18 protein-coding genes and 1 tRNA gene are annotated in these 18,196 nt (G+C 67.5%); 2 read left to right on the plus strand and 17 right to left on the minus strand.

The features are described from left to right. Positions 1-23: 23 nt before the first annotated feature. The 15 genes from FB381_RS12860 to FB381_RS12930 all read right to left on the minus strand — a co-directional run bounded on the left by FB381_RS12860 (position 24) and on the right by FB381_RS12930 (position 15,581). Positions 24-1,067: an alpha/beta fold hydrolase gene (locus FB381_RS12860; protein ID WP_141780651.1), complete on the minus strand. Its 1,044-nt coding sequence runs from the start codon at positions 1,065-1,067 to the stop codon at positions 24-26. Positions 1,068-1,321: 254 nt separating this feature from the next. After that, on the minus strand, positions 1,322-2,164 hold the full coding sequence (locus FB381_RS12865; protein WP_141780652.1) for a 3-hydroxyacyl-CoA dehydrogenase family protein: 843 nt from the start codon (positions 2,162-2,164) through the stop codon (positions 1,322-1,324). Beyond that, positions 2,161-2,661 carry a MaoC/PaaZ C-terminal domain-containing protein gene (locus FB381_RS12870; RefSeq protein ID WP_141780653.1) on the minus strand — a complete coding sequence of 167 codons (501 nt, stop codon included), beginning with the start codon at positions 2,659-2,661 and terminating at the stop codon, positions 2,161-2,163. Before FB381_RS12870 ends, FB381_RS12865 begins: the two co-directional genes overlap by 4 nt. Beyond that, positions 2,661-3,644 carry an NADPH:quinone oxidoreductase family protein gene (locus tag FB381_RS12875; RefSeq protein WP_141780654.1) on the minus strand — a complete coding sequence of 328 codons (984 nt, stop codon included), beginning with the start codon at positions 3,642-3,644 and terminating at the stop codon, positions 2,661-2,663. Before FB381_RS12875 ends, FB381_RS12870 begins: the two co-directional genes overlap by 1 nt. Next, complete coding sequence (locus FB381_RS12880) at positions 3,644-4,786, minus strand: CaiB/BaiF CoA transferase family protein (protein ID WP_141780655.1); 1,143 nt, start codon at positions 4,784-4,786, stop codon at positions 3,644-3,646. Before FB381_RS12880 ends, FB381_RS12875 begins: the two co-directional genes overlap by 1 nt. Continuing rightward, a complete protein-coding gene (locus FB381_RS12885) occupies positions 4,783-6,462 on the minus strand; it encodes an AMP-binding protein (protein ID WP_141780656.1) in 1,680 nt (559 codons plus the stop codon). Before FB381_RS12885 ends, FB381_RS12880 begins: the two co-directional genes overlap by 4 nt. Next, positions 6,459-7,523 carry an acyl-CoA dehydrogenase family protein gene (locus FB381_RS12890; protein WP_211352414.1) on the minus strand — a complete coding sequence of 355 codons (1,065 nt, stop codon included), beginning with the start codon at positions 7,521-7,523 and terminating at the stop codon, positions 6,459-6,461. Before FB381_RS12890 ends, FB381_RS12885 begins: the two co-directional genes overlap by 4 nt. Continuing rightward, a complete protein-coding gene (locus FB381_RS12895; protein ID WP_141780657.1) occupies positions 7,520-8,299 on the minus strand; it encodes an enoyl-CoA hydratase-related protein in 780 nt (259 codons plus the stop codon). The genes FB381_RS12890 and FB381_RS12895 overlap by 4 nt, the downstream gene beginning before the upstream one ends. Before the next feature lie 12 nt (positions 8,300-8,311). Beyond that, the gene (locus FB381_RS12900; protein WP_141780658.1) at positions 8,312-9,193 is read right to left on the minus strand and encodes a 3-hydroxyacyl-CoA dehydrogenase family protein; all 882 of its coding nucleotides are present in this window, start codon (positions 9,191-9,193) and stop codon (positions 8,312-8,314) included. A 21-nt stretch (positions 9,194-9,214) separates the two neighbouring features. After that, a complete protein-coding gene (locus FB381_RS12905) occupies positions 9,215-10,093 on the minus strand; it encodes a 3-hydroxyacyl-CoA dehydrogenase family protein (protein WP_141780659.1) in 879 nt (292 codons plus the stop codon). Positions 10,094-10,136: 43 nt separating this feature from the next. Beyond that, complete coding sequence (locus FB381_RS12910) at positions 10,137-10,910, minus strand: SDR family NAD(P)-dependent oxidoreductase (protein ID WP_141780660.1); 774 nt, start codon at positions 10,908-10,910, stop codon at positions 10,137-10,139. Beyond that, entirely contained in the window at positions 10,907-12,130 is a 1,224-nt protein-coding gene (locus FB381_RS12915) for an acyl-CoA dehydrogenase family protein (RefSeq protein ID WP_141780661.1), read from the minus strand. The genes FB381_RS12910 and FB381_RS12915 overlap by 4 nt, the downstream gene beginning before the upstream one ends. Continuing rightward, complete coding sequence (locus FB381_RS12920) at positions 12,127-12,915, minus strand: enoyl-CoA hydratase/isomerase family protein (protein ID WP_211352415.1); 789 nt, start codon at positions 12,913-12,915, stop codon at positions 12,127-12,129. Before FB381_RS12920 ends, FB381_RS12915 begins: the two co-directional genes overlap by 4 nt. Then, positions 12,912-14,129, minus strand: coding sequence for a CaiB/BaiF CoA transferase family protein (locus FB381_RS12925; RefSeq protein WP_141780662.1), 1,218 nt, complete (start codon positions 14,127-14,129; stop codon positions 12,912-12,914). The genes FB381_RS12920 and FB381_RS12925 overlap by 4 nt, the downstream gene beginning before the upstream one ends. 90 nt (positions 14,130-14,219) lie before the next feature. Further along, complete coding sequence (locus tag FB381_RS12930; protein ID WP_211352417.1) at positions 14,220-15,581, minus strand: MFS transporter; 1,362 nt, start codon at positions 15,579-15,581, stop codon at positions 14,220-14,222. Between the two features lie 256 nt (positions 15,582-15,837). On the opposite strand from FB381_RS12930, the gene FB381_RS12935 reads away from it, so the two are divergent. Both FB381_RS12935 and FB381_RS23900 read left to right on the plus strand, forming a co-directional pair. Continuing rightward, the gene (locus FB381_RS12935; RefSeq protein ID WP_141780664.1) at positions 15,838-16,587 is read left to right on the plus strand and encodes a FadR/GntR family transcriptional regulator; all 750 of its coding nucleotides are present in this window, start codon (positions 15,838-15,840) and stop codon (positions 16,585-16,587) included. A 726-nt stretch (positions 16,588-17,313) separates the two neighbouring features. Beyond that, entirely contained in the window at positions 17,314-17,472 is a 159-nt protein-coding gene (locus FB381_RS23900) for a hypothetical protein (protein ID WP_170225145.1), read from the plus strand. Positions 17,473-17,689: 217 nt separating this feature from the next. On the opposite strand, the gene FB381_RS12940 is transcribed toward FB381_RS23900, so the two are convergent. Further along, the gene (locus FB381_RS12940; RefSeq protein ID WP_141780665.1) at positions 17,690-17,944 is read right to left on the minus strand and encodes a hypothetical protein; all 255 of its coding nucleotides are present in this window, start codon (positions 17,942-17,944) and stop codon (positions 17,690-17,692) included. A 170-nt stretch (positions 17,945-18,114) separates the two neighbouring features. Continuing rightward, a tRNA-Pro gene (locus FB381_RS12945) sits at positions 18,115-18,188 on the minus strand. Positions 18,189-18,196: the final 8 nt, after the last annotated feature.

Raw genomic sequence — 18,196 nt, forward strand, 5'->3', positions numbered from 1 at the left:
AAAGTATGCTCGCGGGAATTTACTTAGCGCAAGGGAAAAGTATTTTCCGCTCGCGCATCTCGCGCGTCAGGCGCCGAGGTGCTGGGCTGCGTGGCGTCGAGCACGACGTCTGGGTGCGTCCACAGCAGCGCCCCGCCGGCGTCCGGGATCAGGGTCCGTCGCGCTCCCGGGATCCTCGAGGCGAGGGTCACGCCTTGATCCGGTGAATGGGTGCCATCGAGCGCTCCGTAGAGCACGGTGACCGGACAGGAGATCCGGGACAGGTCGATCGGCCAGGCCGCCATGGCTGCCATGGTGTCCACGACATAGCCCGCCCCCTCGTTCGCGAAGCCCTGCTCGAGGGCAGCGGTGAATCGGCGGGCGAAGTCCGGCTCGGAGTAGACCGCGCGGTCGCTGGGATCCGAGCCGTCCAGGATCATCGCGCGCAGCGAGTCCGCAGTGAAGGAACCCAGCAGCTCGCGCGCCCGCATCGGATGCTGCGCGACGAGATCGGGCAGCATCCGCGCACTCGCGGGCAGCAGCGCGCGCACAGCGGGATGGGCGACCTCGTCGGCCGCGGAGACCAGCACGAGCACACTCGCCCACCCCCGCTCGGCGGCCGCCAGACCGAAGAGGCCACCTTGAGAGTTCGCGACAACTGGCACCGGGAGACTCTCCTCACCGAGCACGCCGGCGAGGAAGGTGCGGTAGTCGTCGGCTGTGGACGCCACGGTGCGATCGGGGTCGGGCGTGGATCCGCCCATGCCCGGACGATCCATCGTGATCAGGCGTACGCCGCGGGCGTCGAGCAGATCTTCGCCAAAGCTCATCTCCCGACCGGTCGCAGCTCCGGCGAGATACAGAACCGGGCGCCCGTCAACAGGGCCGTAGCTCGTCCCCGTGAGCGTGCACCCATTCGCTGCAACAGCAAGCGAAGCAGAAGTCATAGCCTCAGCATAGGTAAAGGAATCGAGCCGACGGATCGCGTCACGCGGGCCCGAAACGACGAAGTCCAGGTGAGAAACGGTTCTCCACCTGGACTTATACGTCGGGCTGACAGGATCTGAACCTGCGGCCCCTTGGCGCATTCGGGATCCTGCCGAGTGGTGCTCGGTAGGCCGGGTCCAACAGTGTTCGTGCTGGTCAGCGCGCACTCGGCGCGCCCTGTCCTCACCGATCGTAGCCCACTGGTACTGACGGGTGCAGCCTCAATCTGGTGGGCTCGTGGTGCCCGATTCGAACCAGGCGTCGCGCAAGCAGCGAAGGCGGGTCTGCCTTGGAGAACTCAGGCGGCGCCACTCATTAGTCCAACGGACAAGATTGCGGCTCGATACCGAGCCTCTCACCAGACGTAGAAACCTTTCCCGCCCTTCCGCCCCAGCTCTCCGGCAGCGACCTTGTCGCGCAGGATTGCTGGCGGGTCGAACCTCGGCCCGACCTCCTTGGCGAGGTGCTCGGCGATCGAGAGACGCACGTCGAGACCGACGACGTCGGTTGTACGCAACGGCCCCATCGGATGCTTGTAACCCAACGTCATCGCCGCATCGATGTCCTCCGCACTCGCCACACCCTCCTCGAGCATCCTCATCGCCTCGAGGGCGAGCGCAACGCCGAGGCGCGAGGAAGCGAACCCTGGCGAATCAGCCACCGTAATAGCGGTCTTCCCGAGCGCCTCAACCCACGCGGTGGCATCCTCCACCACCGGCGAGGCGGTCTGATCGCCCACGACGATCTCGACCAGAGCACTCGCCGGCACAGGGTTGAAGAAATGCAGGCCAAGAAAGCGTTGCGGGTTCGCGAGCGCGGCGGCGAGGCCATCAACCGACAACGAGCTGGTGTTGGTGGCCAGCACCGCGTCGGGAACGACCTTCTCGACGGCAGCGAGCACCTCCGTCTTGAGGTCCACCGCCTCCGGGACCGCCTCGACGACAAGACCACACCCGTCGAGTGCCTCGGCTGTCGTGGCGAGCCGAAGCCTGGCCCGGACCTCGTCGACCGTTCCAGTCAGTGCACCTCTCTCCGCTGCTTTGGCCAACGTGCGATCGACCCGCTCGCCCGCTGCCGCGGCTGTGTCGTCCGCTGACTCGATGACGACCACCGATGCGCCAGCAGCGAGGAAGGCATGGGCGATGCCGGCCCCCATGCGACCGCCTCCGTAGACCCCGATTCGTGCGGGAAGACTCATGGACGTTTCTCCGATCTCGTTGGTGGGGCGAACTCGACGGGACGGGCGGCGACCATCAAGGTCTTGATCCCGCCCTGCACGATCTCGTCGCGTTGGTTGAGCACGGCGACGTCGAAGTCGACGACGCCTCGGTCCGGTTGCGAGGTGCTGCGGCGGTTGGAGGCGACCTGGTAGTCGACGTGGATGGTGTCGCCGAAGTGGATGGGCGCGGTGAAGGACCACTCCTTGATGCCCAGGAAGGCGATGACCGAGTGGTCCATCTCGCCGGTGCGCGCCCACATCAGGCCGTGGGCGTACGCGAGGCCGAGCAGCCCGTGGGCGATGCGCGTGCCGTACGGGGTGCCGCGGGCGTACTCCTCGCTCGTGTGCAGCGGGAACTGGTCGCCGGTGAGTCCCGCGAAGGCGACCACGTCGGCCTCGGTCACGGTGCGCGACGGGCCACGCCAATTGCGTCCCGGCTCGAGGTCCTCGAGCCAGAGGGTCTCGGTGGCGCCCATCAGGTGATTCCTGTGGTGAGTACGACCTTGCCGCGGACCCGTCCGTCCTTGACGTACTGCAGCGCGTCCCCGGCCTTCTCGAGGGGAAAGGTGAGGTCGATCGCGGGGTCGATCTTGCCGGCGTCCACCAGCTCGAGGACCTCGGCCATGGTCGTACGCATCTCCTCGGGTTCCCGGTCGCGATAGTCGCTGCTCTGAAGCCCGACGAGACTGATGTTCTTGACCAGGAGGTGGCCGGGCTTGACCGGGTTCTGACCACCGGCAGCGAACCCGACGATCACGACCCGTCCTTCCCAGGCAGTGGCGCGGATGATCTGGGTGAGGTAGTCGCCGCCCAGCATCTCCAGCGTCAGATCCACGCCGTGCCCGTCGGTGGTGTCGAGAAGATCATCGCGGAGTGTCTCCGGAGCAGAGGTCAGTACGACGTCAGCGCCCTGATCACGAGCGACCGTGGCCTTCTCGGGGCGATGAGCGAGAGCGATGACGCGCGCTCCCCAGGCCTTGGCGAGCTGGATGCCGGCCGAGCCCATCCCGCCCCCGGCACCGGTGACGAGCACGGTCTCCCCCGGCTGGAGCCGGCCCCGGCGGCGCAGACCGAAGTGCGCTGTCGAGTAGACGAGTCCGAGTGCTGCGGCCGCTTCGAAGCTGATGCCGTCAGGGAGCTCGATGACCAGGTCCTCGGGGACGACGAGCCGTTCGGCGTACGCGCCGTGCTCGACCAGCGTCATCACTCGCTGTCCGACGCTGATCCGCTCGACACCGTGGCCGACGGCGACGACCCGTCCGGCTGCTTCCTTCCCAGGGGTGAACGGTCGGGCCGGCAGGTTCTGGTAGCTACCGTCGACGACCAGGAGGTCGGGAAAGTTGACGCTCGCTGCGCCGACCGCGATGACGACCTCTCCAGGCCCCGGCTCCGGATCGGGGACCTCGTCGACAGAAAGCACCGACGGCTGACCGAACTCCTTGACCAGAGCTGCTCGCATCAGTGTTTTCCTTCCCGCCAAACGGTGGCTTCGGTCATCGGCTGCAGGTCGGGATAGACCGCTGTGCCTGGGTCACGTCTGAGGTGCGGGTTCACCGGGCTGCGGAGGGTCGGCGCACCGGCATCCGGCGACTCGGGAGGAGCGACGAGATCGCTGTCGCTGGTCTCCACCAGCCCGGACGCCATGGCTTCCTCCCAGGTGGCGACGACGACCGTGCAGACGTCCTCGCCTTCGAGCAGGCGCTGCCAGTGCTCCGCAGGACGGGCAGCGAACGTCTCCTCGAGAGCAGCGATCACCGCGTCCTCCTGACCGGTGTCGTCATGGAACTTCTCGTCCAATCCGATCAGCTCGACCAGGCGCGTCCAGAACTTCTCCTCGAGCGCAGCGCAGGCGATGTGGCGACCGTCGGATGTCGGGTAGACGTGGTAGCGCGGACTGCCACCGGTCAGCAGTTCGCGCCCGGGTCGCGGCCATCCGCCGCCGGCTTGGTGGGTCGCGACGTAGCCGTACGCCATGGTCTGCAGATTCTGTGCCATCGACACCTCGACGTGGCAGCCGCGGCCGGTCGCCTCCGCCTGCCGCAGCGCCAACAGGATATTGACCAGCGCCGGGTAGGTGCCGCCGGCGATGTCGGCGATGGTGGTCACGGGCAGAGCCGGAGTGCCGGTGCGGTCCAGGACGGTGCCCAGGAGGCCGGACTCGGCGAGGTAGTTGAGGTCGTGACCGGCCTTGGAGACGGCTGGCCCCGATGAGCCGTAGCCGTTGATCGAGCAGTACACCACGCGGGGATTACGCTCGCTCATCGCGGCGTACCCCAGCCCGAGACGGTCGGCGACGCCAGGTCGGAACTGCTCGACGACGACATCGGCCTCGGCCGCGATGTCGAGCACCCGGTCACGCTCGACAGGGTCCTTGAAGTCGACGGCGTAAGCTCGCTTGCCGCGGTTGAGGATCGCGTAGTTGGCGCTCGCCTTCCCGAGGCGAGGCTCGTACGAGCGCATCTCGTCGCCTCGCCCCGGGCGCTCCAGCTTCACCACATCAGCTCCGGCCTCCGCCAGCATCAGTGTCGCCAGCGGCCCGGGCAGGAGCGTGGAGAGATCGAGCACGTTGACCCCGGACAGCGGCAGGTTCGCCGGGCTCATCGGACCATCTCCCTCAACTTGAACTTCTGGATCTTGCCGCTGGGTGTCATCGGCAGCTCGGGCAGGCAGATGACTCGCTCCGGCAGGTAGTGCTTCGATAGGCCGTGGGAGACGAGATAGTCGGCAAGCGAGGCCACGCTCATCTCCGGGCGTCCGTCCCTGACCGCGATCACTGCGCAGATCCGCTCGCCGAGGCGCTCGTCCGGGATACCGACCACCGCCACGTTGAGGACGTCGGGATGATCGAAGATCGCCGACTCGACATCGGTGACGGGGATGTTCTCCCCGCCGCGGATGATGATGTCCTTGCTTCGCCCGGCAAGGGACACCCAGCCGTTCGCGTCAACGCTCGCACGGTCACCGGTGCGGAACCAGAGACCGGGCCCGAAGGCCTGCTCGGTGGCGTCTGGACGGTCGAAGTATCCGTAGCAGAGGGCTGGGCCTCGGATGAGGAGCTCCCCGACCTCGCCGGGCGCGACCTCTGCGCCGGTGTCGCCGACCACCTTCACCTCTGATCCGGCGAACACTGATCCGTCGGTCTGCTGGATGGCGGAGGGTTCCTCGGGCGTGCAGCTGAGGATGATGCTGCACTCGGTCATCCCCCACGCCGGCGCTACGTATGCCCCGAGAGCTTCGCCAGCTTTGGACGGCAGGTTCCGCGGGACCGGGGCGCCGGCGATGATCAGGCACGCCAGCGGGCCCTCGGGGTCGCCGGCCAGGTCCGTACGCATCATGTCCTGAAGGAAGGTCGGGGCACCGAAGAACGTAGTGACACCCTCCTCCCGGATGACGTCGACGCCCCACGCCGGATCCCATCGGTCGACGTGGACGCCGGTGCCCCCGAAGACCACTGTGAAGACGATCCCCCAGATGAACCCGGTGTGGTGGCCGGCAGGAGACGCGACCAGCTGCACCAGCGGATCGCCGTAGACCTTCGGCCCGACGTGGCGTGCCTGCATCCGGGCTGCATAGAGGAGCGAGTTGTGGCTGTGCATCGCCCCCTTGGGCTCGCCGGTCGTGCCGGAGGTGAACCCGAGGTAACAGACCCGGTTGGGGTCAGGGTCGGGGAACGTACGCTCCGACGCATCGGCATGCTGCCGCCACAGGGTCTCGCCTTCCTGGAGGCCGGTGTCGTCATCGTCGAGGACGACGACGTGCTCGAGCGCAGGTAGCTCGGCTCGTAGACGTCTCGACATCTCTAGGTGCTGGTTGCTGCGCCAGCCTCGCGGGATGACAAGGACCTTCGCCTTGCTCCGGCGCAGCACGGCTGCTGCTTGGCGTTCGCCGTAGGCGACGGGGATGCCGGCGTAGATGCCGCCGACCTCGTTGATCGCGAAGACCAGCTCGGCGTACTCGAGCCAGTTGGGCAGCATCAGCACGACGGCGTCGCCCTGGCCGACGCCGAGGTCGGCGAGGATCTCGGCAGCTCGGTGCGCGTTGCGGTCGAACTCGGCATAGGTACGGGTCGTCCGGCCGCCGTCCGAGCGGCGCCCGACCAGAGCCGTACGGTCGGGGTGCTGCCGTGCTGCGTCGGTGAGGACGGACCGGATCGAGCGGTCCTCCCACCAGCCCTCAGCCCGCCAGCGGGCTGCGGTCACGTCGTCCAAGGGGGTGAGCTGGCCGTCCAACGCATCGGCGAGCGTCCGGTCGACCGGTCTTGCTGATCTCGTGGTCATGACGCCTCCTTCACGAGGGTGGGGTTGCTGGGGCGTCCGACGAGCACGCCGGCTGCTCGGGTTGCAGCGCCGTCGACGTTGGTGGCAGCGCGCAAGGAGATGGCGTCGCGGAGGTGGTGCTCGACGGGGTACTCGGTGAGGTAGCCGTAGCCGCCGTGCGACTGCAGCGCGGCCGTGGCGACCTCGATCGCCTGCGCGCAGGCGTGGCGGGCAGCACCGGTCGCGGTGACGACGTCGTCGGTCGCTGCGACGGCGAGCGTGTCGAGGACGCTCGCGCCTGCTGCCTGATCGAAGAGGGATCCACGGACTGTCGGGATGGCAGTCAGCGGTCCCCCGAACTGGACGCGGGTGCCCGCATAGTCAGCTGCGTCGTCGGTCGCCCTCCCTGCGATGCCGGCCGCGACCGCGGCTGCCCCGTGCATGAGTCGGCAGCGAGCCGAGGCCACCGGTGCAGCATCGATCTGGAGCACGTCGTCGATCGCGACGTCGACGATGACGGTCCGGGTCTGTGCGCCGGCGAGCCCGGTGCGGCGTATGGCGGTGGTGGTCGTCCCCGAGACGGGGATGAGCAGCGCCCTGTCAGAGCCGTCGAGGACGAGCAGCGCAGGGTCTGCAGCGGTGGTGTCGACCCTGTCGACGGTGCCGATGAGCCGGCGGTCACGCTGCTCGAGATCGACGTGGGCAGCCGCAGCGTCGACGACGGCGATCGTGGCCGTGCCCGCGTGCAGGCCCGCGCACAGCTCGACGCCCTCAGCGTCTTCCTCACCACCGATCAGGTCGAGCGCGGCATGTGCCTGCGCGCTGGCCCAACCGAGCGACGGCCAGTGCCGTCCGAGGCGTTCCCACGCGACACCGAGAGTGGCGACGTCCGCTCCGCCACCGCCGTGCTCCTCGCGAACACCCATCGTCCACACACCGAGCTCGGCGAGCTGTTGCCTCAGCCGGGCCACCTCAGCCGGGTCGTCGTCGGAGATCTCCGACTCCCGGTCTGCGGCCAGGGTGTCGAGCATGGCTCGGAGATCGTCCTGTTCCTCCCCGAGGCGTGCCGCCCGCCAGGTCACGACCAGAACCTCTCGGTCTTGGGCGCCCGGCGTTCGCCGAAGGCCTCGCTCATCTCGTGGGCCTCCTCACTCTGGAGGTAGAGCGAGAGCTGCTGGTCGTGCGCCATGCGCGCCTGGCCGGAGACGCCGTTGTGGCGGGCGGAGAAGGCGCCCTTCATCGCGCCGATGGCGAGCGGGCTCCGGGTCGAGATCTCGCGGGCGACCTCGGTGACACGTTCCTGGAGCTGTTCGAGCGGTACGACCTCGTTGACGAGGCCCATCTCGAGGGCCTGGGCTGCGGCGTACTTCTTGTTGAGGTACCACATCTCCTTGGCACGCTTCCTGCCGATGGTGTCCTCTAGGTACCAGGATCCGTAGCCGGCGTCGAAGCTGCCGACCATCGGACCGACCTGGCGGAAGACGGCGTTCTCGGCTGCAATGGTGAGGTCGCAGACGGTGTGGAGGACGTTGCCGCCGCCGACGGCGAACCCATTGACCGCGGCGACGACAGGCTTCGGGATGGTGTCGATGGCCTGGTAGACATCGATGATCGGCAAGACCTGGGACTGGTCGAGCGAGGTCACGGGTTCGTGCTCGCCGCCGATGCAGAAGAACTTCTCCCCGGCTCCGGTAAGCACTGCAGCCCGCAGCTCGGGGTCGAGCCGGAATCGTTGCAGAGCGTCGAAGAGCTCCAGGCAGGTCTGGCGACGGAACTTGTTGCCGGCGTCGGGGCGATTGAGCATGATGGTGAGGACCGGGCCGTCGGTGGTCGTGATGATGTCGTCGTAGGTCGTCATGGTGGGTGCCTCTCAGCTCGCGGTGGGAGTGGTGCCGACGCGGAACCCGCGCCCGTTCTTCTCGCCGAGGTGGCCGGCGGCCACCATCTGACGCAGTAGCGGTGGCGGTGCATACCTGGGGTCGTGGGTGGCCGCGTAGGCGGCCTCGGTGGCATGGAGGTGCACGTCGAGGCCGATGAGATCGAGCATGGCGAGGGGCCCGGTCTTGTAGCCGAGCCCGAGCTGCAGCGCGACGTCGACGTCCTCGGCGGTGGCCAGCTCGTCGTCGTACTCCTGGATCACGTCGTTGAGGTACGGCAGGAGCAGGGCGTTGACCAGGAAGCCCGGCCGGTCCTTGACCACGACGGGAGTCTTGCCGGGCAGGTCCTCGACGAGCGCGACGAGGCGCTCGATCAACGTCCCCTCGGTCTGGAGCGCACGGACTACCTCTACGGTCCGCTGCAGCTGGGCCGGGTTGAAGAAGTGGAGACCGGCGATCCGGCCGGGGTTCGGGAGGCCTGCGGCGAGGTCGGTGACCGACAGCGCAGAGGTGTTGGTCAGGATCGGTACGTCACCACCAACCGTGTCGGCGATCTCGGCCAGCAGGCCCTTCTTGGCCTCGGCCTGCTCGGTGACCGACTCGACGACAAGGGTGGCTTCGTTCAGGTCAGCGACGTTGGTGGTGCCGGTGATCCTGTCCAGGACATCGGTCTTCTCCTCCTCGGTCACCTTGCCGCGAGCGATGCGGGCGTCGAGGAAGTCGGCGATCCGCGTACGGCCGGCGGCGAGCCTTGCCTCGTCGGCCTCCAGGACCGTGACGCGACGTCCGGACGCCGCCAGGACCTGGGCGATACCGCTTCCCATGGTGCCCATACCCAGCACCGCGACGTCCGGGAACTCGATGGTCGTGCTCATGTCAGTCATCTCCTCTGCGCCTCAGGAACCGAACAGGCGGGTGTCGTCGTACTCGTAGAAACCGCGGCCGGTCTTGCGACCGAGGTCGCCGGCGGCGACCATGCGCTCGACCATGGGCGGCGGGAAGAACCGCGGGTCGCGGAGCTGTTCGTAGAGTCGGGTCGCGACCTGCTGGTGGATGTCCATCCCGACGATGTCGAGCAGCCGGAAGGGACCCATCGGGTGCCCGAGAGAGCCGAGTACCGCGGCGTCGATGGACTCCTTGGTGCCCAGTCCTGCCTCGAGGGCGCCGATGCAGGAGTTCTCCCAGGGGATCAGAAACCGGTTGACGATGAATCCCGGGCGGTCCTTGGTCACCACGCTGGTCTTGCCCAGCGAGGTGAGGAACTCCTCGGTCGCCTTGTGCGCCCCCTCGGCGGTGTGGCGGCCGTCGGCCACCTCGACGAGCTTCATCAACGGGGCGGGGTTGCAGTAGTGCGTGCCGACGACTCGTTCCGGGTGCCGTGACCCCGAGGCGATGCCGGTCACCGAGAGCGTCGAGGTGTTGGTGTGGAACAGGGTGGATTCGGCGACGATCTCGTCGAGCTGTCCGAAAAGGTCCTTCTTGAGGTCAAGGTCCTCGAAGACGGCCTCGACCACCACGTCGCAGTCACGCAGATCCTGGAGATCGGTGGTGCCCTCCAGGGAGGCCTTGGCTGCTCCTGCCTGGTCGTCGGTGAGCTTGCCCTTGCTGACGCTGTTGTCGAAGAATCCGTGCACGGTGTCGATGCCGCGCTGCAGGTTGTCCTCGACGACGTCGTAGAGGAACGTACGGTGCCCGGCCCGAGCCATCACGGTCGCGATTCCGGAACCCATGGTGCCTGCGCCGAGGACGGCCACAGTCTTGTGTCGGTCGTTCACTGGTTGTCTCCTGCTCGTTTTCGGGGTCCGTCGATGGTCGGGATCATCGGACGCTCTGGCCGCCGTCGATGACGACGACCTCGCCGGTCATGAAGTCGGAGGCGGCGCTTGCCAGCAGGAGGAGCCAAGGCTTGAGCTCATCGGCCTCCCCCATCCGGCGGGCCGGGATCGCGCGGACGACCTTCGCCATCGCGTCCTCGTCGGCCCGGAGATCGGCGTTGAGCGGGGTCGCGAAGTAGCCGGGCGCGATGGCGTTGACCTGGATGCCGTGACGTGCCCACTCCACGGCCATCGACCGCGTGAACGCGATGACTCCCGCCTTCGACGCGGAGTAGGCGGCATGGTTCGCCACGCCCTGGAGCGCGAAGTTGGAGGCGATGTTGACGACCTTGCCCGTCCCTTGGGCTACCAGGTGTCGGCCCACAGCGCGGGTGGCCAGGTAGGTGCCTCTCAGGTTGGTGCCGATGACGTGGTCCCACTCGTCGGCCGACTGGTCGACGAGCGGTGTGGTCGCCACGATGCCGGAGTTGTTGACCAGGACGTCGACGTGGCCGTACGTCTCGACGGTCGCCTGGACCATGCGCTCGACCGAGGCCTCGTCGGTGATGTCGGTGGGGCACGCGAGCGCCCGTCCCCCGGCATCCTCGATCTCGTTCACGACGCTGTCCAGCTCGGCGCCGGTACGTGACGCCACCGTGACCGATGCGCCTGCCCCGGCGAGGGCACAGGCCATGGAGCGGCCGAGGCCGCGACCTGCACCGGTCACAATCGCCACCTTTCCGCCGAGCTCTCCGGTGGACTGTGTGTCAGTGGTCATGCAAGCTCCTTGATCGCGCGGTTGGTCTCGCGGCCGATGAGCAGCCGCTGGATCTCGTTGGTCCCGTCGTAGATCTGGGTGACCTTGGCGTCGCGCAGGCAGCGCTCGACCCCCAGTGCCGCCAGGTCACCGTGCGGCCCGAGGATGCGCGCGGCCTCGACTGAGGCGGAGAAACCGAGGTCGGTGCACGTCTGCTTCATCATCCCGATCTGCCCTGGGGTGATATCTGGGTCGGTGTCGACCCGTCGGGCCACGCCGTGGAGGAGCAGTCGTCCCTGCAGGATCCGGCCTCGGAGCTCGGCGAGCGCGAAGGTCGCCTCGTCAGGGATCCGGCTGCCGTGGTGCGATCTCAGCGCGGCCAGGGTGCGGGCGTAGGCTGCCTTGGCGAGGCCGACTCCTTGAGCAGCCGCGCTGATTCGTGACTTCACCACCGACCTCATCACCACCGACCAGCCGCCACCTTCTTCACCGAGCAGGTGCGTACGCGGTATAGGGACATGGTCGAAGAAGAGCTCGGCGGTGCTGGAGCCGTGCATCCCCATCTTGTCGAACGGCACACCCCTACCGATGCCGTCCCAGGCACCGTCGAGGACGAAGGCGGTGATGCCGCGCCGGCCCAGCGACCGATCGACCGTGGCGAAGCAGATGATCACGTCGGCACGGTCACCGCTGGTGATGAAGGTCTTCTGGCCGCTCAGCGACCACCCCTCGCCGGTGGGCCTCGCGGTCGTGGTCACCCCCGAGACGTCCGACCCCGCCCCCGGCTCAGTGATCCCGAGCGACCCATACGCGGACCCGTCGAGCAGTCCGGGGACGTAACGGCGCTGGAGCTCATCAGAGCCCGCGATCATGATCGGGTACGCAGCGTGCATCTGGGTCATGAACACGAGGCTCGTCGCCGCGCACCCTGCAGTGATCTCCTCCATCGCGATGGCGTAGGCGACATTGCTGTCGCCCGTCCCGCCGAGGTCCTCGGGGAAGATCAGACCGCACAGCCCTGCCCGCGCAAGCGCCTGGACGCTGTCGTGGGCGAAGGTGTGATGCTCGTCCAGGCCTGCGGCACGAGGGGCAACTTCATGCGCGACGACCTCTCGCGTGTGCGTGCGGACCTCACGCTCGCGCTCGGTGAGGAACTGGTCTGCAACGGGCTCGTCGAGAAGCTCATGCAACGCCAGGTACGCCTTGGGATCGTCCTCGAGTGACGGTGCGTCGAGGTTCATCGGGTCTCCTCCCGGTCGGTGAACTGAGCTGCTCTGTGTTCCAGGAACGCGCTGATTCCTTCGGACGACTCCTCCCCCGCGACCGCGAGCACAGCGAGCCCGGTCTCCGCCCGCAGACCGCTGTCGAGCGGGGCGTCGCGGCCGAGGTCCATCGCCTGCAGGATCGACCTCACCGCCTCCGGCCCCTGGCTAGCGATGGTCTCGGCCATCGACGTGACGGTGCTCGGCAGATCTGCCTGGGGCACGGGCCGGATCGGGGTCAGCCCTAGTTCGTACGCTCGCTCGGCGCTCAGCCGGGTGCCGGTCAGCATCAGGTGCGCCGCGACTCGCGACCCGACAGCGCGAGGAAGGCGTTGGGTCCCGCCGTATCCGGGAATGAGTCCCAGGCCGGACTCCGGAAGCCCGAGCTGTGCATGGTCGGCAAGCACCGGGATGGTGGCAGCGAGGGCGAGCTCGAACCCGCCTCCCAGGGCCAGCCCGTTGACGGCAGCGATCACCGGCACCGGCGTACGTTCCAGGTGGCGCATCACCTCCTGGCCGTACGCCATCGTCCGGTGCGCCTCCTCAGCCCCCATCACCGCGAGCTCCTTCAGATCCGCACCGGCGCAGAACGCCTTCTCCCCCGCTGCTGCGAGGATCACGACCCTGATGCTCGGGTCGTTGGCTGCCTCGTCCATCCCCTCCCGGATGCCGCTCAGGACCGCGTGGTCGAGGGCGTTCATCGCCTCTGAACGGTCGATCGTCATGAACAGCACCGCGCCGTCGCGCTCACGCCGAAGACTCACGCGGACACCTCCGCGCTCGCTTCGGACGCCGCATCGGCAGCGACCAGGGCGTCGATCTCCACCTCGCTGTAACCGGCCTCGGCCAGAACGGCGCGGGTGTCGGCCCCTAGGTCGGGAAACCTCTCGTTGCGAGTCGGGACCGACGCCAGTCGGAACGGACTGTGCACCGAGACGAGCTCCTCGGCCGACCCCGGGACCGGGAGCAGAGCACCCCGTGCTTCCACCTGCGGGTCTTTGGTGACCTCGGAGAGCGACTGCACCAGCGCGCAGGGGATCTTCGCGTCGTTGAACCGAGCCAGCCACTCGTGCGCAGGCCGTCTCTGCAGCAACGGCGCAACCGACGTGGTGATGCGTTCCCGCTGCGCCCGCCGGCCGGCGTTGTCGCACAGCGCCGGGTCCGCGGCGAGGTCGGGCACGTCGACGACCTCGCAGAAGCGCTGCCACAGACCGTCGTTCCCGATAGCAATCACGATCGTACGGTCGGCGGTCTCGAACGGCTGGTAGACCGAGAGGACCGAGTCGGTGCCACCGCTCGGCTGTGGCTCCGGCTCGCCCGCTGCGTACGCAGCGATCCTCGGCGCCATCAGAGCAAGGTCGGTGTCGAGGAGAGACACGTCGATAAGCTCGCCTCGGCCGCTCTCTCGCTGTCGCACCAACGCGGCGTTCACCGCGATCGCTGCTGACATCCCGGTGACGACGTCCGAGAGCGCGGTGGAGACCCGTTGGGGCGCTCCGCCCTTGGCGCCGGTGACCGACATCAGACCCGAGCGTGCCTGGGCCACGAGGTCGTACCCAGGAAGATCACTGTCCGGGCCGTCCTGCCCGAACCCCGACATCGCGCAGTAGACCAGTCGGGGGTTGCGTCGGGACAGGCTCTCACCGTCGATGCCCAGACGTACGAGCTTGGACGGGTTCATGTTCTGGAGGAAGACGTCGGCGTCGTCGAGCAGCCGCAGCAGCGCCTCCCGCCCGTCAGGATGACGCAGGTTCAGCACGACCGACTTCTTGTTCCGGTTGGCCGAGGCGAACCACGCCGAGACACCACCCACGAACGGCGGCCCCCAGGCACGGGCGTCGTCGCCTCTTCCCGGCCGCTCGACCTTGATGACCGTCGCGCCGAGATCGGCGAGATACATCGAGGCGGTAGGCCCGGCGTACGACGTCGTCATGTCGACGACGCGAACGCCTTCGAGTGGTCCGAGAGCTGCAGACATCCGGTTTCGCTCCTCTGAGAACGATCGACGTTGGGATCGGGGTGGACCGTGGGCTGCCCTCGCGCCAGCAACAGGCAGCCCACGGGGCTTTCAGATGCTGGTCTCGACGTGGGCGGCGCCGGCGCTGCGGGCTGGGGGGATCACCGCCTGGCTCGCTGGCTCGTCTACCCAGTCGATCTCGTCCTCCCGGGTCTCGCGGGACACCGCGACCGCGACGAAGGTCAGCAGGCCACCGATGACGATGTAGATCGAGAGCGGCCAGGATCCGCCGAACTCATCGAACAGCGCCGTGGCGATGAACGGCACCGGCGCGCTGAAGAGCAGACCACCGAGGGTGTAGGCGATCCCTGCGCCGCTGTAACGCAGCTGCGTCGGGAACATCTCCGAGAGCAGGCTCGCCTGCGGACCGTAGGTCAAGGCGTGACAGATCGGCAGCGCGATGAGCATCGCGAGGATGATCGCAGCGGTGCTGCGGGTGTCGATCAGCCAGAAGAACGGGAACGCCATCAGCACCGTCGCGACGCAGCCGATGAGCACGACCGGTCGACGTCCGTACCGGTCGCAGAAGGTCGCCATCAGCGGGATCGTGGCCATCTGCACCACCGAGGCGAGACAGACCGCGCCCAGCATCGTGTTGCGGCTGACCCCGTCGTCGGTTCCGTACGTCAAGGCGAACACGGTCGCCATGTAGAACGGGATGTTGGCGGCAGCCACAGCCAGCGCCCCGAGAAAGACACGGCCACCCGCCTTCCGGAACACCGTCGCCGCCGGGAACCGCTCCTCCTTGCTGTCACTCTTGACCGCCTTGAACGCCGGCGAGTCCTCGATGCGCAGCCGGATGTAGAGACCGACGGCGACCAGCACCGAGCTGACCAGGAACGGCACCCGCCAGCCCCACGTCTCGACCTGGTCGGCGGGCAAGCGCTGCACGAGCCAGAACATGCCGGTGCCGAGTACCAGCCCCGCCGGAACCCCGATCTGGGGCCAGCTGCCGTAGAACGCGCGCTTGTCGCGAGGGGCGTGCTCCACCGCCATCAGCACCGCGCCGCTCCACTCCCCGCCCAGCGCGAGCCCCTGAAGGAGGCGGCACAGCACCAGCAGGATGGGCGCGAGGAGCCCGACCTGCCCGTACGTCGGGAGCAACCCGATCGCGAAGGTGCCCAGGCCCATCATCATCAGGCTGGTCACCAGCATCCGCTTGCGACCGAGACGGTCACCGAAGTGACCGAAGATCAGCGCACCGAGCGGCCGGGCAGCGAACGCCACCCCGAAGGTCGCGAACGACGCCAGCGTGCCGGCGAGCGGGTTGAGGTCGGGAAAGAACAGCGTGCCGAACACGAGCGCGGCAGCCGTACCGAAGATGAAGAAGTCAAAGAACTCGATCGTCGTGCCGATGAGGCTGGCACCAGCAACCCTGGCGATCGAGAGGCCGGATTTCTCAGTCGTGGCCACGGGGTTCCTCCTGAAGGGCGAACCGCACTGCTGGCGACACCGACGGTGTAGTGCGGGCCACATGCGCTGTGACGGCAGCCACAGTAACCACTACTGTCCAACTGTGCAAGGTCCGACATTTAGATTCACGGCGAAGGCCAGTCGCCTGTCCGCTCTAGTTCCGCCCACCAAAGCGCGAACATGGGACTCGTGGTAAATATTGGACATTAGCCAGGGGGCACCTCGGAGCCACTGGGAGCAACGAAAGGCAGCCGCCGTGACCACATCGACGCAAAACGAGAGCGGGTCGAGCCCCAAGATCATCGGCCGCACGGTCGTACGACCGCGGCAGCAGGTCGAGGAGACGATCAAGGCCGCGATCCTCGCCGGCGAGCTCAGGTCCGGCGAGATGCTGCCACCCGAGGCCGAGCTCGCCCGCCAGTTCAACGTGAGCCGTTCCACTCTCCGCGAAGCGCTCCGTTCACTGTCCACCCAAAACCTCATCATCAAGGTTCCCGGCGCCCGCGGCGGCAACTTTGTGCAGTCGGTCGACTACCGCTCACTGGGCAACGTGGTCATCGAGTCCGTCGACAACCTGCTCGCCCTCGGAGGCATCGACTTCGACGAGGTCGCAGACGTGCGCCAACAGCTCGAAGTCCCCTCGGTACGCCTCGCAGCTACCAACCGCACCGAGGAGGACCTCAAGAACATCGAAGAGATCGTCACGCGCCAGAAGGAAGCTACCGTCGACGACCCGTCCATCCCCGACCTCGACCGCGACTTCCACACCCTGATCGCCCAGGCGTCAGGCAACCGCGTACTCGCCTCGTTCGTCGCCGCGCTTCACCACGCCACCGAACCCGTCCACTACCTCGACCTCTCCCCCGAGGTCGGCCGCGAGACCGTCAAGCAGCACCAGGCCATCGTGCGCGCGATCGACACCCAGGACCCCGCCGCTGCCGAGGCGGCGATCGTTCACCACCTGACCTACCTGCGCAGGCACATCAGCGCGCACCAGGCGAAGTAGGCAACATCCACACCGGGAGCAGCCCGCGGACTCCCGCCCATCAACTCTTTCGCTCACTAGACTTTCCTGGCCGCTTGTCCCCATATCACTGCCTGTAGCGCTGATGAACGTCGAGACCACGCCTCTGTCCGGACCAGACCTCCCCGGCGTACCCATGGTTCAGTCTCCACAGAGTCCTGCCAGCCTCGGGTTCGCATTGGTGACCCTCATGGTCACCATCGCGATACTCGGCGTCGGCCTCGACGCCCTGCTTCCCTCGTCATGGGCGTCAGGTTCCGCCTCGCTCTCATCGCCGCGGCGGTCCATAAAGTTCCATACGCCGTCGAGGCCGCTGCCTTCGACATGGTCCGCCGCGGCCTACAGCCCGTCTTGATCCTCACCGCAGTCGGCGCACTCATCGCAGCCTGGACCCTTCCCGGGAGGGTGCCGACGATGATCTACCTCGGCGTCAAGCTCATCGAACCCGCCTTCTCCCTATCGACCGCCCTGGTGCTCTGCGCGATCACCTCGTTCGTCAGCGGCACCAACTTCGGCACCGTTCGACGCGTTCAGGGCCCCCGCCCTCGACATCCCAGCCGGCCTTGCTGCCGGCGCGATCGTCTCCTGAGCCATCTTCGACGACAAGATGGCGCCCGCCTCAGGTACCACGGTCCTCGCCACCGGACTCTCGGAAGCCCACCCGTACGCCACATCCGACCCACGGCCTGGACCAATATCCCTGCGATCGTGACCACCCTCGTGGTCTTCGTGATCCTCGGCTTCGGCCACCGCTCCTCCACCGCAGCCGGCGAGGCACGGATCGACGCGCTGGCCGCGACCGTCTCCAACGCCTTCGTCATCGGCTGGATCCCATTGATCCCGCCGGTCCTGGTCCTCGCGCTATAGAACGGGTACGTCCCCCACCGCCGACCAAGAGGAAGCCGCCGCGCTCATCGGAGGCGGCGCCACCAGCGGCGCCCTCCAACTCCTCGGGCTCGCCGCGATCGTGATCTTTTCGCCCCTCGCCGCCGCTAGCATCCTCCACCCCCTCCTGCATGCCCTCGAACGACTCGCCACCACACAACGGAGACTGGGTGAACCGACCCGGAGTTCCGGAGACTTTCTAGTTTGAGACTCCGGCGGTCGCTGGTGTCTGGTGCTGACCGTAGTGAGCGGCCTCTGCCTCGACCGGCGTGAGGTCATCGCAGTACTCGTACTGCCGGCGGCGGTTGAACCAGTCGATCCACTCTGCGGTGGCGATCTCAAGGTCGTCGAGCCCGCTCCACGGCAGAGGTGGCTTGACCAGTCCGGTCTTGAATGGCGGACAGCGAAGCCCCTCCACGTGTTGCTGCGTGTTGTAGGTCGTACCCGCCGTCACCCACCGCTACCTACACCCAGATCACCAGGCACTGGCCGCAGTCGAAGACGCCTTTTCCACCTGATGGGCCCAGAACGGGCCCACGACCACCCCTTCGGGCAAGGTCGTAAACCTCGCAGACAGGCGCAAGAACGCCCCTGACCTGCATAAGCAGATCAGGGGCGAATCTGTCGGGCTGACAGGATTTGAACCTGCGGCCCCTTGACCCCCAGTCAAGTGCGCTACCAAGCTGCGCCACAGCCCGAAACTTCC

Origin of the sequence: Nocardioides albertanoniae, assembly GCF_006716315.1 — a bacterium.
GTDB classification, from domain to species: Bacteria; Actinomycetota; Actinomycetes; order Propionibacteriales; family Nocardioidaceae; genus Nocardioides; species Nocardioides albertanoniae.

Coding starts and splice junctions, on each gene's coding strand:
- FB381_RS12860 (WP_141780651.1), bottom strand. CDS start 1,067: ATGCGCCAAGGGGCCGCAGGTTCAGATCCTGTCAGCCCGACGTATAAG.
- FB381_RS12865 (WP_141780652.1), bottom strand. CDS start 2,164: ATGAGTCTTCCCGCACGAATCGGGGTCTACGGAGGCGGTCGCATGGGG.
- FB381_RS12870 (WP_141780653.1), bottom strand. CDS start 2,661: ATGGGCGCCACCGAGACCCTCTGGCTCGAGGACCTCGAGCCGGGACGC.
- FB381_RS12875 (WP_141780654.1), bottom strand. CDS start 3,644: ATGCGAGCAGCTCTGGTCAAGGAGTTCGGTCAGCCGTCGGTGCTTTCT.
- FB381_RS12880 (WP_141780655.1), bottom strand. CDS start 4,786: ATGAGCCCGGCGAACCTGCCGCTGTCCGGGGTCAACGTGCTCGATCTC.
- FB381_RS12885 (WP_141780656.1), bottom strand. CDS start 6,462: ATGACCACGAGATCAGCAAGACCGGTCGACCGGACGCTCGCCGATGCG.
- FB381_RS12895 (WP_141780657.1), bottom strand. CDS start 8,299: ATGACGACCTACGACGACATCATCACGACCACCGACGGCCCGGTCCTC.
- FB381_RS12900 (WP_141780658.1), bottom strand. CDS start 9,193: ATGAGCACGACCATCGAGTTCCCGGACGTCGCGGTGCTGGGTATGGGC.
- FB381_RS12910 (WP_141780660.1), bottom strand. CDS start 10,910: ATGACCACTGACACACAGTCCACCGGAGAGCTCGGCGGAAAGGTGGCG.
- FB381_RS12915 (WP_141780661.1), bottom strand. CDS start 12,130: ATGAACCTCGACGCACCGTCACTCGAGGACGATCCCAAGGCGTACCTG.
- FB381_RS12925 (WP_141780662.1), bottom strand. CDS start 14,129: ATGTCTGCAGCTCTCGGACCACTCGAAGGCGTTCGCGTCGTCGACATG.